Here is a 15,723-nt window from a genome sequence, read left to right as displayed (position 1 = left end):
TTATTTCCAAAGTGTTGTATCTTTCAATTCCTGATATATCCACCTACAATTTTGCTTAAAATAAACACCTGGAATAAAGTATTTTAAATTTATTGCAGAGATCCAAGTCCCTAAATCACTTAAAAATCCTTTTTTTATAAACCAATCATCATTATTTTTATAATAAGGTGATGAGGAGAAAGAGTGAAATAATTGATTATTCAATATAAAGCTTTTGATCAGTGTCTCTTTTTTTGTTTTGGGACTAGCAGATGAAAACATTACTCTTATAATATTATCGTATTCATTGGGAGCCATGGGTTCACATAAGATATAAAAAGAAAAATCATCGATAAATTTCTCAATTGAATCAAGTGTAACGGTAATATCACTAATGACTTTTTTAATTATAATAAACCTTGAAAAACCGGTCATCCTTGAGCTAGCTATCTGCATTAATGTTTTCTTATTAGCTCCATACTTTTCTGAAAAAGTATAGATACGTTGCCGTGCTTCTTCGTTAGATATCTTAAATAATGGTTTTCTTTTTATGAAAGGTATACTTTCTAAAAAGCAACGAGACATACTGACTTTACCACTGAAATTATTTGTAGCAACATATCCGTAATAATGAATAACTGAACGAGAGTTCATACTTTGTGTAATCGAATAGGGATTTATCCTACAGGGTACTCCATAACTACTCATTCTTATTCCAAATTCAATGTCCTCGTAATCATTCCAAAATAAATTTTCATTCTGCGGAAAATTACTCCATAAACTTTTCTTTGTTAGATATAAACTACCCGTTAAATAATCATGTCCAAAGCTTGATCTAGCAGGGTGCTGATAATAATAAAAAAGCTTACTAATGAGTTTAGTGTCTTCCTTTTTAACATTATCTATATCTATCTCTTGCGTTAAATCTTGTGATATTGTGTTAAAATCAGAGTATTTCCTAGGTATAAAATTATATTTATCATGGAAATAAAATGACTGAAATCCAGTTAATGGGTAGTTGTCACCAAATTTTACTATAGCATCATAAAAATTTAAGGGTAGTAAGACTCTATCATGTAAAATGCATATATTTCCAAAGCAAGCATTCTTCACTAGTAGGTTTTTCTTTTTTGTTATATGATTTGTTTCGGGCTCACTATGATCATCAATGATTCTCACTGAATTATAATACTTAAAACCTTCATGAGGCTTACCACACAAAATAACCTCTTTTTTAGGAATATCTAAAGAGAGTATTCTTTCTACACATTTATTTAGAAAAATAGGATCACTATAACCCACAGGAATGCAAAAACTCCAAGAGTCAATACCCTTATCTTGCTCAATAAGCAATGGTGAAATTTTTCTATATTTAAATATTTTGTTATCAATAACTTCAATAAGTTTAAAACTGTTAGAATAGTATTCCTTATCTATAATATTTTTTACTTTTAAATCTTCTTCTATGTATAAATAATTATTGATAGTGATTTGATGCGCTATATCCCAAAATATCTGTGCATAAAAAGGAGATTCACACTGAATATTATGAAGAAAAACATCACCTTGCTCTAGTTTGCCTAATCTTTGGGTTCCATTTACTTTAATATATCTAACGTTTTCCGAGCGACTTACTTTCGAGAAAGTTATAAAAGTAGTTTTTTTTAAACCTAATTGTTCATAATAGTCCGTATCAAATAGTCTAAATGGTTTCTTTAATCCTAATTTCTTGTCGTTAATACAGTGCATTATATTCATGGTAGATTTAAAAATCAGTAGCTTTATTTAAAATATGACTTTTCAGAAATCGTTTCAAATCATCTGGTGTACCCAGTCCATACATACCACTAAATTCTTGCCCTATATTATAATGGCTAATTACCGCTAATTGATCTTTAATAAGATAATTATAAACAGGAGCCACATAAAACTCGCCCATAGTTTTATCATTTTTTTCAATCATTTTAGTCGCCGCTGAACAAAAATCGCTTCCTTTTTTAAAATTATATATTCCTACCGTTGCCTGGTTTGATATAACTTCTTTTTCTCTCACCTCAACTACATTATTTTGCTTATCTAATTTTAAAAAAGACCACTTATTATCTTCAGCAGTCATAGACATGACCATACCATCAATTTTTTTGCTATCAATAACCTCTAGGTAATCGTTTATATCAATATCTATCCACTGATCGCAGTTTGCTATCATCAATTCATTATCATCATTTATATAATTTTTCGAAACCAGTACGGTTTCTGCAGCGCCATTCGTTGTGCCTTCGATAGGAATAATCACACAGTCTGGAGAAATTTTTTCGAGTAATTCTTTTAATTTATATTCAACTATGTGTTTTTCTTTACATATAAATATAAATCTGTGTTCTCTATCTGGCCTTATATTATTTACAACTAACTCAATCATTTTTTTACTGTTCACGTCAATCATTGGCTTAGGTTCTAAATAACCTTTTTCTTTGAACCTACTACCCTCCCCTGCCATAGGGATTACTATATTTAGCATATTGAATTCCCACTATTATATTTATCTTTTTTAACACTTGGATATTTATCTTTTTTTACACTTGGATATTTAACAACTACTGTTGTGACTTCTGTTAATGCTAAAAAATCAGTCTCATCACCAGGGGCCATGGTAATGATATCCCCTGTTTTAACAATCCTATTACTCATTTTAGCCTGACCATTTACTATGACTGTAATTTCGGTTGCTATTTTATGCATATGACTTTCTTCATAATCCCCACAACTATAATATTTAATAGCAATTTCAATATCTCTAGATAGGTATACTGCTGGTTCAAAATCGCCAACAAACCACCCCTTACACATTGAATTCAGATTATCTATTTTCAATTAACTCACCTAATAGCAGTCTTTGATCATTTAAGACAGCTCAATTAAAGAACAATAAATATTAAGAAAAAATTCATTAAAACGGTAATTAAGTGTTTTATGCCTAGATTCATTTATATAGCTGGCTAATTTTCACGACATACTATATCGATTTTTATTCGCTGTAAAACTCATTTAGCAAAATTTGAAATGACCATTACTGGTTATAGCGATATTTTATACTATAAAAATCGTTTTTTACTATTCAGTTATATTTTTTATATAGCGCAAATAATGTTAAAAGATCGTAATCTTAATAAATGGCGATATTTAAAATTTATTTTTACAAGAATATTAATAATAGATTTTATTTTTTAGCTTGTAATTTATTTATAGGAATATTTAGATGTATTAACTCAATATTATTCATTAAGTTAATCATATGAAAATAAGGCTTTATGGGGGGCTAGAAGTGGTTGTGGCCTAGATGATGTCGTCAGGTGTAATACCTACAATGATTTCCAATGCATTACACAAAATAGTTTTTTCATTGCAATCGTGTGTGAATTCTATTTGTTTGATCAAACTTAATATGATTGCTTTATTACTTATTTCACCCGTTTCTACTAGAACTTTTTTGACAGTCTTACCAAGAACAATTTTCTCTTTGTCATGGCGATTATCAATAGTCGAAATAAAGTCAGCCGTTAAGGTTGTACGTCCCATTGTACGGTATTCCGCGCAATCGGAGAGAGAGCTGAAAGATTTAGAGGGCGTTTGCCCTAAGAAACAATCAATGTTTAGTATCATAGCTGTGATGAGAGTTACCGCTAGCAAACAGCGAACTTTGGTTACGGAGGAATTGACTACGTTCTTGATAATTTTTTGATATGCTCTGCTTAATCTCAATAATGCCTTGTAAGCAAGCTTCTGTTCTGTCCTGATTCGCAGACAGCTCCGCCATATCAGTTAATTTACTTAACAATGTTGAAGTCGTGATAGGTCCACCCAACTTCAACAAAGCGATCACGGCTTCTCCTATGATGTCATCCACACAATTTTGAGTAAAGCCGAGCTCTTTGACCATCAGTTTAGTTCTCTCTCGAGGACCAATAGCATCAACTCTTGGTAGCGCTTAACCTGCGCATCATTTTCAGCAAGCTCTATACAATTCAATAGCTTAGTAGAAATTGTTTTACGATTAAGGCTTTTACCTGATTCTAACAACTCAACGATTAACATGCCCATTAATTGGTCATCGGACAAATTTTCAATCATTGAAAAAGCGTTATTTGGATTGGCAAGAGAAGATTCACGATTTTGCTGACGCATTTCTAGCTCCTTGTCTATTCATAGGACCCTAACTATTACCTACAAAATAAACAAATATGCTGCATTTGTACAGATCAGTTTAGAAAAATTACTGTTATAAGAAAATTTTTAGGCGGAAGTAAATCAGAAGGGGGGAGATGGAGGCTTGCAAGCTGAGTGCAAGCCCCACTAGTGTCGGTTAATCTTCATCTCGAGAAACCACTAGTCGTAGATCGGCTGGCGAACGTAACGATGCAGATTCAAGTTTATCTAACCAACCTGCACGCTCGGGGGTCAAGCATCCTAATCCTAGGTAGCCCAGTAACCAGCGCCTTACTTCATGCATCAATAGCAAACGGACTTCGTCAGTTTCGCTTTCAGCCATGGCTTTTAGCTCGTTGACCAGATTATCCGTTGTGACTTCTTCCCTGTTGAAGATAAGGCGGATGGTAACTTCACCAATCAATTCATTACGCTTAACTTCATCAGAAATATACAAATAGACCTCCTTACACTGGAGTATAACTAAGCTTCGTAATACTTACTGAGTATAGTCTAAAAATGCGTGAGTTCTAGTTTTGTAACGTCATTTAAAAGCTAAGACACAGCTTGGCATTGGCTTGTTCTACCATGATTGCATTAAGTATAGAAGTTTATAACTCCAATTGTAAAGATTTCCTTGCAAACTCAATGACATATAAAAATTCTTGGTAAAACATAACCTAATACACTTGTTAAGCCATTAACATTTGTAGCAAGTTAAATGGCCTTTTATTAAGGTAATAACGTCAATCATGAATATAATACTCTGAATTATAAGCATTAATTTTTAAGGAAAAACCCATTTTATCTTATTTCCCCTTACCCAACTCCCCTTAAGTAATAAAATTGAGATCATTCTTAACCCTATATCTTCTCAGCCATTAGGATAGCACCGGCTAGTGCATCGCTTTTAGGTTGAACCAACTGCCGACGGATATCAGCTGAGAGCCAAGGCTCTAAGGGTTCGGTAATTCCACCTAATAACGCAACATTCAATTCTGTTTGCCGCAAAAGCGTATTGATCATTAATTCGGCATCTTTAGCGCTCTCTCTCACTAAACTTACGCCATGGTAATCATCACATTGTGCATAATCGAACACATATTTGGCATATTGCGCCCAATCTTTAGGGCGTGCTTGTTGTGTCCATAACAACATCTTTTCTGCGTCGTGCTTAAATGAACTCATGATATATTGTGTTAATGAACTTTCATCAATAATCCCCTCATGCGCTAGTAGCGCGAGGCGTAAAGCTCTTTGACCTAACACTGCACCAGAAGCAAGGTCGGACAGCATAAAACCCCAGCCTCCGATTAATTGGAAATATTGGCCATTCCATACTGCACCCTGACTACCTGTCCCACAAATAAATATCGCCCCTGGTCGACCGTGGTGGGCACCGAAACAAGCAGTTTCAACATCAGAAACAATTTTATGCTGCAAGCCGGGGATACACCACTTTTCGAGTCGCTGCAGAACGCTAGGTACATTCGCCCCTGCTAAACCGGCTACCATCGCACTTTCCGCAAACCGGCTCTTTGATAGGTTTGCGAGGGTGAAAAGCTCGTTAACTACTGATTCAACCTCGGTCAGGGCTGACTCAAAATGACTATAAACGTTGCCAGTACCACCGCGACATTCGGCAAGCAGGTTACCTTGGCTATCTACCAGACGGCCACGACAGTGTGTTCCACCGCCATCTATCCCAATTCTATAGGTTGACATGTTACTTCTCCCTTTCATCTTCCCATGAGCGAGGAATGCCCTTCCAATATGTTGTTTAGCGCTAAGTGATTCTTAGGTGATTACGGTAACCACTAAGAACCCTAGCGCTGTCATTAATAATGAGCCTATTACATGCACAAGGATAGATCCTATTGCCCATAAATAGTTTCCAACCTGTAATTGAGAAAAAACCTCCACCGAAAATGTTGAGAAAGTGGTCATTCCGCCGCACAGGCCAGTAGTAATAAGTACTTTCCAGTAAGGGTCGAGTTGTGGTTGACGCAGAAAATAGGCCGTTGCCCCACCTATGATAAAACCACCAAGTAAATTAACCAGTAAGGTTCCCGGTGGGAGATTAGGGAAAAGACTATTTAATCTAAGCGTCAATAACCAACGGATCACACACCCTAGCGAGCCACCAATAATTACGGCTAATAGAGATTTGAACATCCTATACTCCAACTATAAAAAATGAACGCATTTTGCGATACACAATGACAGAGAGATTTTATCGTTTAACGAAAACCGACACGCTATTCCGGATGAATGAAACTGCGGAAAAAGAGGAGATGATGAGAAGGAGATTTGTAGTCTTTTTTTCATGACAAGTCCTGACATATAAGCCATTAGCATTAAGTAAGTTATATATCAGGCGTCATCATCCAAGAATGTCTTGGCAGTTGGGAAAGGTGGAACACCATCACCTTACAATGGAGCATACTTGATGGGATTAGCCTCTGCAAGTTAAGAGACAATTCTGGGCTTGGATTAGAAGATGGATCTGGACTAGGGTAAATCATTTAGCCTTAAATGGAGTGAATAACGTCACCACTAGAAACGACAAAGCCCCGCATTTCTGCGGGGCCTTTGAATGAGTGGTGCCCGAACTCGGAATCGAACCAAGGACACGGGGATTTTCAATCCCCTGCTCTACCGACTGAGCTATTCGGGCAACGGGGCGCATTAAACCTTATTCCCGCATCCTCGTCAACACTCTTTCAAAAAATTAAATCCATTTGCTCAACATTACGACAAAATGATGCTTTTACTCTCATCTTGGCTGGGCTATCGCTGGTTGAGGGGTCGCAGTGGTGACTGGCTCTGTAGGTGTCGCCAAGATAGCTCCCGGGTGTGCACTTTCTACTGGCAGCATCGTAGGTACGCCTTGCCCTGGCGTCAAACTTGCATCAGAGTCATGCGGTAACATGATATGGTCAAGTATCTTGCGCATGACCGGCGCCGCCACCACGCCATCGCTTCCCCCATTTTCCAATATCAGAGTCACTGCTACTTTAGGATCATCAAAGGGAGCAAATGCCGTGTAAAATATGTGGTCACGTAAACGTACCGGAATCATTTTGGCATTATAGACTTGGTTTTGACGTAAGCTAAAGACCTGTGAAGTACCACTTTTTGCCGCAATACCATAAGGCGCGGTATGGAAGTATTTATAGCCTGTTCCGTTAGGAGCATTTGCCATACCGAACATCGCGCGACGAACCAGTCCCCAGTAAGGAGAATCTGCCGTACCCACTTGGGTGAATTGTTCAGGGGCTTTATAAGGCTCGACTTGATTACCCAACTGCTGCTTTTGTAATAAGTGGGGGATCATCACCTTACCGTTATTCAACAAGGTTACTAAGGCTTTTTCCATCTGAATCGGCGTTGCAATCCAGTACCCTTGCCCGATACCTACCGAGATAGTATCCCCCTGATACCACGCTTTTTTACGCGCTTTCAGCTTCCACTCCCGGCTAGGCAGTAACCCTCTGTACTCTTCGTTCAGGTCAATCCCCGATAACTTGCCGTAACCAAATTGACTTAGCATATGGTGTATTCGGTCGATACCCATCATATAAGCAACTTGATAGAAGAAAGTATCTGCTGACTCTTCAATCGCCCGGGTAACATTTAACATACCGTGTCCGGTCTTTTTCCAGTCACGGTAACGTCGATCGGTGCCCGGTAGAGTCCAAGTTGGGGCACCGAAGTAACTGGTTTGCGGCGTGATAACATTATTTAATAGCGCAGACATTGCCATATAGGGTTTAACTGTTGAGGCCGGTGGGTAAAGTCCCTGAGTCACACGGTTGATCAATGGCAAATCTTTATCTTGCAGTAACTGCTTATAAGACTGATAGCTAATCCCTTTAACAAAAGGATTCGGATCGTAACTAGGGCTAGAGACCATGGCCAAAACTGACCCATCATGCGGATCTTCAACTAATACCGCGGCACGCTGTCCGACTAACTGGCTTTCAACATATTGCTGTAGATGTAGGTCAAGAGTTAGCCAGATATTTTTCCCTGCGGTCGGCGGAACTTCGTTCAAGACACGAATGATACGGCCATGATTATCCACCTCTACTTCTTGGTATCCGGTTTTACCATGCAGTGCTGACTCATAATATCCTTCAATACCCTGCTTACCAATATTATGGTCAGCAGCATAGTTTTCACCAACACCTTCGGCGTTCAGTCGTTGAGCATCACGATCATTAATTTTTGAAACGTAGCCTACGACATGCGCCAATGAGGCGCCATAAGGGTAAAACCGGTCTTGGAATGAGTTGATACTCACACCAGGAAAACGGTATTCATTGACAGAAAAGCGAGCAATCTCTTCCTCACTCAACTCTTCTTTCACGATAATTGGCTTATACCTACTTGTCGATTTTAGGCGTTTTTTGAAATCTGCAACATCTTCTGCGGTGAGATCAATAATGGGTGCCAGTTGATCTAACGTATCCTGCATATTGGTGATGTTATAGGGCGTTAGCTGTAGGTCGTACTGCGTCACATTCTGGACTAAAGGGATGCCATTACGGTCATAAATCATCCCGCGCGTAGGAGCGATAGGGATCATTTTGATATCGTTAGCATTAGAACGTGTTTGGTAATAAGCGTGCTGTTGAATCTGCAAATGCCAAAGATTGATACCGAGAATGGTAAAGCATAGGCAGACAAAACCTAACGCCACCAGCGCTCGACGGGTAAATAACTTTTTTTCAGTTTCAAAATTACGCAGATTCATCGACAACAACTATTGGAGGGCCACAAAATTTCAACGCCTATAATAATGGGATTCCACCTCAGCGCCAGTAACATTCGCTTCGGAGACGAATTAAAGTGTGTCATTTAATAACAAAGAAGAGCGCCAACGGCGCTCTTCTCTCTAACGATAATACGGGGTTAACTAAGGGTTAGTCACCCAGTAAAACTGATTCCAGAGCAATCTTAATCATATCGTTGAAGGTGGTTTGGCGTTCTTCAGCGGTAGTTTGTTCATGAGTACGGATATGATCTGAAACCGTACAGATTGCTAACGCTTTTGCACCAAATTCTGCAGCTACGCCATAGATACCAGCGGCTTCCATTTCCACCCCTAAGATGCCATATTTTTCCATCACATCAAACATTTCAGGTTGAGGGGAATAAAAGAGATCGGCAGAGAAGATATTACCCACTTTAGCTTCTACACCCAATGCTTTCGCCGCTGTTACAGCGTTGTTAACCATATCGAAATCGGCAATAGCAGCAAAGTCATGGTCTTTAAAACGCATGCGGTTGACTTTAGAGTCCGTGCTGGCTCCTAAACCAATCACAACATCACGCAGTTTGATCTGTGGTAATACCGCACCGCAGGAACCAACACGAATAATTTTCTTCACACCGAACTCTGTGATCAGCTCTTTCGCATAGATAGAACAAGATGGGATACCCATGCCATGTCCCATGACGGAAATTTTACGACCCTTATAAGTTCCAGTGAAACCCAGCATACCGCGAACATTGTTCACTTCCACTGCATTTTCTAAGAAGTTTTCTGCGATAAATTTCGCACGCAACGGGTCACCAGGCATCAACACGACGTCTGCAAAATCACCCATTTCAGCATTAATATGTGGAGTAGCCATCTTTATTTTTTCCTTTCACTTTATCGGTAGGGCGCTTCACCCAGCCGATCAATATTAAAATAGTGCTTTACCGTATTGCATCGGCTCTAGCTCAAAAAATTTCGCTAAGGTTTGCCCTATGTCGGCAAACGTCTCGCGCTGTCCCAGCGACCCTGGCTCCACATCTGGGCCATAGATTAATACTGGGATATGTTCACGGGTGTGGTCCGTTCCAGACCAAGTAGGATCACAGCCGTGGTCGGCCGTTAAAATCAAGATATCACCATCTTTCACTCGAGCCATTAGCTCAGGTAAGCGGCGGTCGAATAGCTCTAGTCCCCCAGCGTAACCCGGTACATCTCGACGATGACCCCAACTTGAATCGAAGTCGACAAAGTTAGTAAAGACGATGCTATTATCAGGTGCCAATTCCATCTCTTTGATCGTGGCATCAAACAAGGCATCAAGTCCCGTAGCTTTCACTTTTTTGGTTATACCCTGTTCGGCATAAATATCCGCGATTTTACCGACGGAAATTACCTCCCCTCCCGCCTGTTTTAGCTTGGCTAGAACGGTAGGTGACGGAGGTTCCACTGCTAAATCATGGCGATTGCCCGTACGCTCAAACTGCCCCGCTTTTTCGCCGATAAATGGACGTGCAATTACCCGCCCGATGTTGTAGCCACCATCGGTTAATAATTTGCGAGCAATTTCACATAATTGGTACAAGCGCTCTAGACCGAAAGTCTCTTCATGGCAGGCTATTTGGAAGACGGAGTCGGCCGAGGTATAAAAGATCGGCTTACCTGAGCGCATATGCTCTTCACCTAACGCATCTAAAATTACTGTGCCGGATGAATGACAGTTGCCCAAATAGCCCGGCAATTGAGCCTCTTCCACCAACTGCCTTAACAGCGTATCTGGAAAAGAGTTCTCTTTCTCAGGAAAATAGCCCCAATCAAATAGAACTGGCACACCGGCAATTTCCCAGTGTCCAGAAGGTGTGTCTTTACCTGAGGAGAGCTCTTGCGCGCTCGCGTAAGCGCCAATGACCTCAGCATCGCCATCCATTCCTGCCGCAATTTTGCCGGTTGAGATTTCTGCTGCTTTGACTAAACCAAGCGAGGTTAAGTGAGGTAAAGCCAGCGGCCCTTTTCGGCCCTGATCGGCTAAACCTTGTGCACAGGCTTCAGCAATATGGCCAAAGGTATCTGACCCTTTATCACCAAATTTTTCTGCATCTTGGCTGGCACCAATTCCGAATGAATCGAGAACCATTACAAAGGCACGTTTCATACTCATCTCCTTACTAAGGCCAGTGAGATAAAAATTATCGATCAGAACAGTATGCACCGATTATCAGTGAGAGTCTCAATATTTCGCTTGCAGGTCTTGCTCCCCTTCTCCGCAGGTTGCCAGCAAGCTACTGAGTAGCCCCGATGCGCCGAAGCGAAAGTGTCGTTTATCTGCCCAATCCGGCCCTAAGATCTCGCTCGCTAATGCCAAGTAAGCAGCAGCATCTTCCGCAGTTCGCACCCCGCCAGCAGCCTTGAAACCTACACTATCTGCTTTATTTTTATCGCGGATCACCTCAAGCATAACCCGTGCGGCATCGAGCGTTGCATTGACGGGGACTTTTCCCGTTGATGTCTTGATAAAGTCAGCCCCCGCATCGATCGCAATTTCGCTAGCTTGGCGAATGAGCGTAGCATGCTTTAACTCACCGCTTTCAATAATGACTTTTAGTATGACGCCACTTAACGCACAGACTGCTTTACATTCTTTGACTAGGGCAAAACCGATATCCGCATCACCGGCCTGCAGAGCACGCCATGGGAAGACAACATCAACTTCATCGGCTCCGCTGGCAATGGCTGCACGGGTTTCAGCTACCGCAACAGTGATATCAGCATTCCCCTGAGGGAAATTAGTCACCGTCGCAATTTTAATTTCAGGGGTTTCTTGTAACTGTAGGGTTTGTCGCGCCGTGGCAATAAATTGCGGATAAATACATACTGCAGCGGTGTTTCCGATAGTGCTTTTGGCTTGTTGGCACAGGGCTATCACTTTTTGCTCTGTATCATCGTCATTTAACGTAGTTAAGTCCATCAGTTCTAAAGCAAATCTAGCGGTCTGGGTTAAATCAGTCATTATCCGTTACTCAATCTAAAGGTTTTGGCAATTATACCAAACTGTTAACAATTTAGTGTGAGCTATTAGCAAGATGTACTACTTCAGCTTAATAATTAAGATAAAACCGTCGATAGTTTAGGAAAAAGACGTATGCTATTTTGCCAAGTGGTTTCTTTAATCCTTTCAACCGCCTCTCCTCTTAATTCCGCGAGTATCTGACAGACAGTCACCACCCGTTCGGGGCGATTGACTTCACCTTGGTAACCATTGAGCGGCATATCGGGAGCATCAGTCTCAAGTACTAACTGACTTAACGGGACTTTAGCCAATGCCTCCCGCGTTTTATTCGCCCGGGGGTAACTGATGCTACCACCGACCCCGAGGTAAAATCCCAAGTCGACGAAGCGTTTAGCTTGTTGGTAACTTCCTGTAAAACCATGGATGACACCAGTGGCCGGAAGCTGAGTATCCTTGAGTAATTTCGACAAGGGATCATGACTTTTACGTGAGTGGAGTATTACGGGAAGACGGAACTCTTTCGCTAACTGCAGTTGCCTCGACAACACCTCCCACTGCCGAGCAGCAATAGCGGCAAGTTCTGGAGTAAAGAAATCGACGCCAATTTCGCCAATCGCTATGATTTCGTCATGGCTGTTTAATAAGTTTCTTAACTGAATTAGGTCTTTATCCTGATGCTGAGTGGTCCAAAGCGGGTGAAGACCTAATGCGGGAAAAACTTCGGGAGTGCAGCGAGCAAGATGTAGGATAGACTCAAAGTCAGCAGACGTAGTCGCGGGCGTGATGATAGCTCGTAGATCAGCTTGACGAGTAGCGCTAAGACTTTGCGTAAGATACTGCGCAAAAATGGGAAAATTAAAATGACAGTGCGTATCAATGTAAGGCATAGATAGTAATATAGAGTATGCCAGCATCCTTGCTAGCGAAATTTATAGTGCAGAAACTATAATTTTTTTCGTCCAGTGAAGAGACTGACTAAGAATAGAATAATACCCACGACGAAGACGATTTTCGCGGCCCATGCAGCAGTACCGGCTAAAGAACCAAAACCGAGTGCGGCAGCAATCAATGCAACTACTAGAAAGATAATTCCCCAACGAAACATAAGCCACTCCTTATTCAATTTTATCTGCTTAACAGCGCATGATGGATGTAATTACTCAGCTTTAGACAGATTAGCGTTCTACCTTCAGCTCATTTTTTACTTTATGAACACCTGAGATACTATTAACCAGTTTTTCTGCTTGTTGCTTTTCAGAGTGAGTAGGCACTGCGCCTGTAAGAAAAACTTCCCCGTGCCTCGTCGCTACATGAAGATGACGGGTCGTGATCTGTTTATCTGCAAAAAGGCGCATTATTGCTTCACTCGTTGTGGCAACATCGCTGGCATAAACTTTAACCGAACTCTCTTTTGAATGACGAACACGCAATTGATTGTTCAAGCTGTCGACACCAGGTATTTTCTGAACCAGTAAACGGATGTGCTCTTTATCTTCCATCGTCGAGACAAAACCACTGACCGTAACCTTTCCTTGTTCAGTATTTACAGATAAAGAAGCAACTTGAATTTTTTTATCATCCAAGATAGCTGCTTTGACTTTAGCCGTTACCGCGGTATCACTTAAAAAGTGGCCAACATGGTTGACTGATTGACTCACCAATGAGTGACTTTGTTGTGCGGTAACCTCTAAACTACCCAGAGCGCTAAGCGCTAATAGCATTAGCCCTACTGATTTAAACGTTAATTTCACTTTCATAGTATTAATTTCTCAGGAGCGACTCTTAGCCGTTAACTGAGAAAGTATTATTCTTTCCTTCAATCGGTATTGTAATAAGAATAGTAGAGTTTATTTATTTTGTGCGGTTTTAAGATTTAACTGACAAACGAGGTAAAAAAACCCACCGTGAAGGTGGGTTGATGGGAATTAGTGTTCGCGGGTTTTACGGAAGACAACGTCTGGGTAACGTTCTTGAGTAATATTAAGATTGACCATGGTCGGTGCAATGTAGGTAAGGTTATCCCCACCATCCAGTGCAAGATTGACTTCATTTTTCCGTTGAAACTCGTCGAATTTCTTAACATCGTTACACTCTACCCAGCGTGCGGTCGAGACGTTAATCGATTCGTAAATCGCTTCAACATTATATTCTGATTTTAATCGTGCCACGACCACATCAAACTGTAGGACACCGACCGCACCGACAATTAAATCATTATTACTCACCGGACGGAAAACCTGTACCGCACCCTCTTCAGATAGCTGGACCAGCCCTTTGAGAAGCTGCTTCTGCTTTAGAGGATCGCGAAGACGAATTCGGCGGAATAATTCTGGGGCGAAGTTAGGAATACCCGTAAACTTCATTTTCTCGCCTTGCGTGAAGGAGTCACCAATCTGAATTGTGCCATGGTTATGCAGACCAATGATATCGCCAGGCCATGCTTCTTCAACATGAGCACGATCACCCGCCATAAAGGTTAATGCGTCAGAGATTACGACATCTTTCCCTGTGCGCACTTGATACATTTTCATGCCTTTTTCATACTTACCAGAGACGATTCGCATAAAGGCAACACGGTCACGGTGCTTAGGATCCATGTTCGCTTGAATTTTAAACACAAAACCAGAAAATTTATCTTCGCCAGCAACCACTTCCCGTTGGTCTGTAGAACGTGGCATTGGCGAAGGCGCCCAATCGACTAAGCCATCAAGCATATGGTCGACACCGAAGTTACCCAGCGCGGTACCAAAAAATACTGGGCTAAGTTTGCCTTGAAGAAATAGGTCACGATCGAACTCATGGGAAGCCCCTTGAACCAGTTCTAGTTCATCGCGTAATTGACCAGCCAGCTCTTCACCAATCGTAGTATCGACCTCAGGATTATTCAGCCCTTTGATTTTACGAACTTCTTGAATGGTATGGCCTTTACCTGATTGATATAAGATCACTTCATCATCATAGAGGTGGTAAACGCCTTTAAAGAGTTTTCCACAGCCAATCGGCCAGGTGATGGGGGCACAAGCTATTTTTAGTTCGCTTTCAACTTCGTCGAGCAGCTCCATGGGATCACGGATATCACGGTCCAACTTATTCATAAAGGTGAGAATAGGTGTATCGCGTAAACGAGTGACTTCCATCAATTTACGAGTACGATCCTCAACCCCTTTCGCCGCATCAATAACCATTAAGCAGCAGTCGACGGCAGTGAGTGTCCGGTAGGTATCTTCAGAGAAGTCTTCGTGCCCTGGGGTATCGAGAAGGTTAACGAGTTTATCGTGGTAAGGGAACTGCATCACAGAGGTCGTTATAGAAATCCCTCTCTGTTTTTCCATTTCCATCCAGTCAGATTTCGCGTGTTGGTTTGATCCGCGTCCTTTAACCGTTCCTGCAGTCTGAATAGCTTGCCCAAATAGCAGGACTTTTTCAGTGATAGTGGTTTTACCTGCATCAGGGTGAGAAATGATAGCGAAAGTGCGCCGAAGGGCGACTTCTTGCAGAAGGCGTTCTGTAGACATGCTTTTTACTTTAATTCCTGATGTTTGCGAGTACTTAAGCACTCAATGAAGACAATTGCCGCTAGTTTACACGATTTCCCTAGGGTTCGGTATTACCCTGTGACCTTGGCGGGATAAAATTTGTTCCCTCAGCAAAGTCTATACACAATGAGGTAATGTGGACTAAGAATGATTAACAATTACATTCAATATATGGAATGATTTTTATTATTAACTAATTGATTTAAATGGGAAATTTTTATTCTCTTACT

General features: G+C 41.0%; 17 protein-coding genes, 1 tRNA gene and 1 riboswitch. All 18 genes read right to left on the bottom strand.

From position 1 onward, the window contains the following. Positions 1 to 1,728 carry a hypothetical protein gene (locus QJR74_RS02850; RefSeq protein WP_304373102.1) on the bottom strand — a complete coding sequence of 576 codons (1,728 nt, stop codon included), beginning with the start codon at positions 1,726 to 1,728 and terminating at the stop codon, positions 1 to 3. A gap of 16 nt (positions 1,729 to 1,744) precedes the next feature. Continuing rightward, positions 1,745 to 2,500, bottom strand: a complete 756-nt coding sequence (locus tag QJR74_RS02845) for a glycosyltransferase family 2 protein (RefSeq protein ID WP_304373101.1) — start codon at positions 2,498 to 2,500, stop codon at positions 1,745 to 1,747. Beyond that, entirely contained in the window at positions 2,494 to 2,853 is a 360-nt protein-coding gene (locus QJR74_RS02840) for a hypothetical protein (RefSeq protein ID WP_304373100.1), read from the bottom strand. The genes QJR74_RS02845 and QJR74_RS02840 overlap by 7 nt, the downstream gene beginning before the upstream one ends. Positions 2,854 to 3,315: 462 nt before the next feature. Next, a complete protein-coding gene (locus QJR74_RS02835; RefSeq protein WP_304373099.1) occupies positions 3,316 to 3,558 on the bottom strand; it encodes a biofilm development regulator YmgB/AriR family protein in 243 nt (80 codons plus the stop codon). Positions 3,559 to 3,625: 67 nt separating this feature from the next. Continuing rightward, on the bottom strand, positions 3,626 to 3,919 hold the full coding sequence (locus tag QJR74_RS02830) for a hypothetical protein (protein WP_304373098.1): 294 nt from the start codon (positions 3,917 to 3,919) through the stop codon (positions 3,626 to 3,628). Further along, on the bottom strand, positions 3,919 to 4,164 hold the full coding sequence (locus QJR74_RS02825; RefSeq protein ID WP_304373097.1) for a biofilm development regulator YmgB/AriR family protein: 246 nt from the start codon (positions 4,162 to 4,164) through the stop codon (positions 3,919 to 3,921). Before QJR74_RS02825 ends, QJR74_RS02830 begins: the two co-directional genes overlap by 1 nt. 178 nt (positions 4,165 to 4,342) lie before the next feature. Beyond that, the gene (locus tag QJR74_RS02820) at positions 4,343 to 4,642 is read right to left on the bottom strand and encodes a hypothetical protein (protein WP_304373096.1); all 300 of its coding nucleotides are present in this window, start codon (positions 4,640 to 4,642) and stop codon (positions 4,343 to 4,345) included. Between the two features lie 407 nt (positions 4,643 to 5,049). Further along, positions 5,050 to 5,910, bottom strand: a complete 861-nt coding sequence (locus QJR74_RS02815) for a BadF/BadG/BcrA/BcrD ATPase family protein (RefSeq protein ID WP_304373095.1) — start codon at positions 5,908 to 5,910, stop codon at positions 5,050 to 5,052. Between the two features lie 72 nt (positions 5,911 to 5,982). Further along, complete coding sequence (crcB, locus tag QJR74_RS02810) at positions 5,983 to 6,360, bottom strand: fluoride efflux transporter CrcB (protein ID WP_304373094.1); 378 nt, start codon at positions 6,358 to 6,360, stop codon at positions 5,983 to 5,985. A gap of 192 nt (positions 6,361 to 6,552) precedes the next feature. Further along, positions 6,553 to 6,624, bottom strand: a riboswitch (Fluoride riboswitch). Positions 6,625 to 6,786: 162 nt separating this feature from the next. Next, positions 6,787 to 6,862 (bottom strand) — tRNA-Phe (locus tag QJR74_RS02805). 99 nt (positions 6,863 to 6,961) lie between these two features. Further along, the gene (gene mrdA, locus QJR74_RS02800) at positions 6,962 to 8,944 is read right to left on the bottom strand and encodes a penicillin-binding protein 2 (RefSeq protein WP_304373093.1); all 1,983 of its coding nucleotides are present in this window, start codon (positions 8,942 to 8,944) and stop codon (positions 6,962 to 6,964) included. A gap of 169 nt (positions 8,945 to 9,113) precedes the next feature. Next, positions 9,114 to 9,827 (bottom strand): purine-nucleoside phosphorylase, encoded by a 714-nt coding sequence (gene deoD / locus QJR74_RS02795; RefSeq protein ID WP_048912690.1) that lies wholly within the window; start codon positions 9,825 to 9,827, stop codon positions 9,114 to 9,116. A 54-nt stretch (positions 9,828 to 9,881) separates the two neighbouring features. Beyond that, the gene (deoB, locus tag QJR74_RS02790) at positions 9,882 to 11,102 is read right to left on the bottom strand and encodes a phosphopentomutase (RefSeq protein WP_304373092.1); all 1,221 of its coding nucleotides are present in this window, start codon (positions 11,100 to 11,102) and stop codon (positions 9,882 to 9,884) included. A gap of 75 nt (positions 11,103 to 11,177) precedes the next feature. Further along, the gene (gene deoC, locus QJR74_RS02785; RefSeq protein ID WP_304373091.1) at positions 11,178 to 11,957 is read right to left on the bottom strand and encodes a deoxyribose-phosphate aldolase; all 780 of its coding nucleotides are present in this window, start codon (positions 11,955 to 11,957) and stop codon (positions 11,178 to 11,180) included. 95 nt (positions 11,958 to 12,052) lie between these two features. Further along, entirely contained in the window at positions 12,053 to 12,844 is a 792-nt protein-coding gene (locus QJR74_RS02780) for a TatD family hydrolase (RefSeq protein ID WP_304373090.1), read from the bottom strand. Positions 12,845 to 12,900: 56 nt separating this feature from the next. Then, a complete protein-coding gene (locus QJR74_RS02775; RefSeq protein WP_092673132.1) occupies positions 12,901 to 13,062 on the bottom strand; it encodes a DUF1328 domain-containing protein in 162 nt (53 codons plus the stop codon). A gap of 70 nt (positions 13,063 to 13,132) precedes the next feature. After that, positions 13,133 to 13,714 (bottom strand): BON domain-containing protein, encoded by a 582-nt coding sequence (locus tag QJR74_RS02770; protein ID WP_304373089.1) that lies wholly within the window; start codon positions 13,712 to 13,714, stop codon positions 13,133 to 13,135. A 168-nt stretch (positions 13,715 to 13,882) separates the two neighbouring features. After that, a complete protein-coding gene (prfC, locus tag QJR74_RS02765) occupies positions 13,883 to 15,472 on the bottom strand; it encodes a peptide chain release factor 3 (RefSeq protein ID WP_304373088.1) in 1,590 nt (529 codons plus the stop codon). Positions 15,473 to 15,723 lie beyond the last annotated feature (251 nt).

This window comes from Tatumella ptyseos, from assembly GCF_030552895.1.
Lineage (GTDB): Bacteria > Pseudomonadota > Gammaproteobacteria > Enterobacterales > Enterobacteriaceae > Rosenbergiella > Rosenbergiella ptyseos_A.
This window is presented reverse-complemented; position numbering and strand designations above follow the sequence as displayed.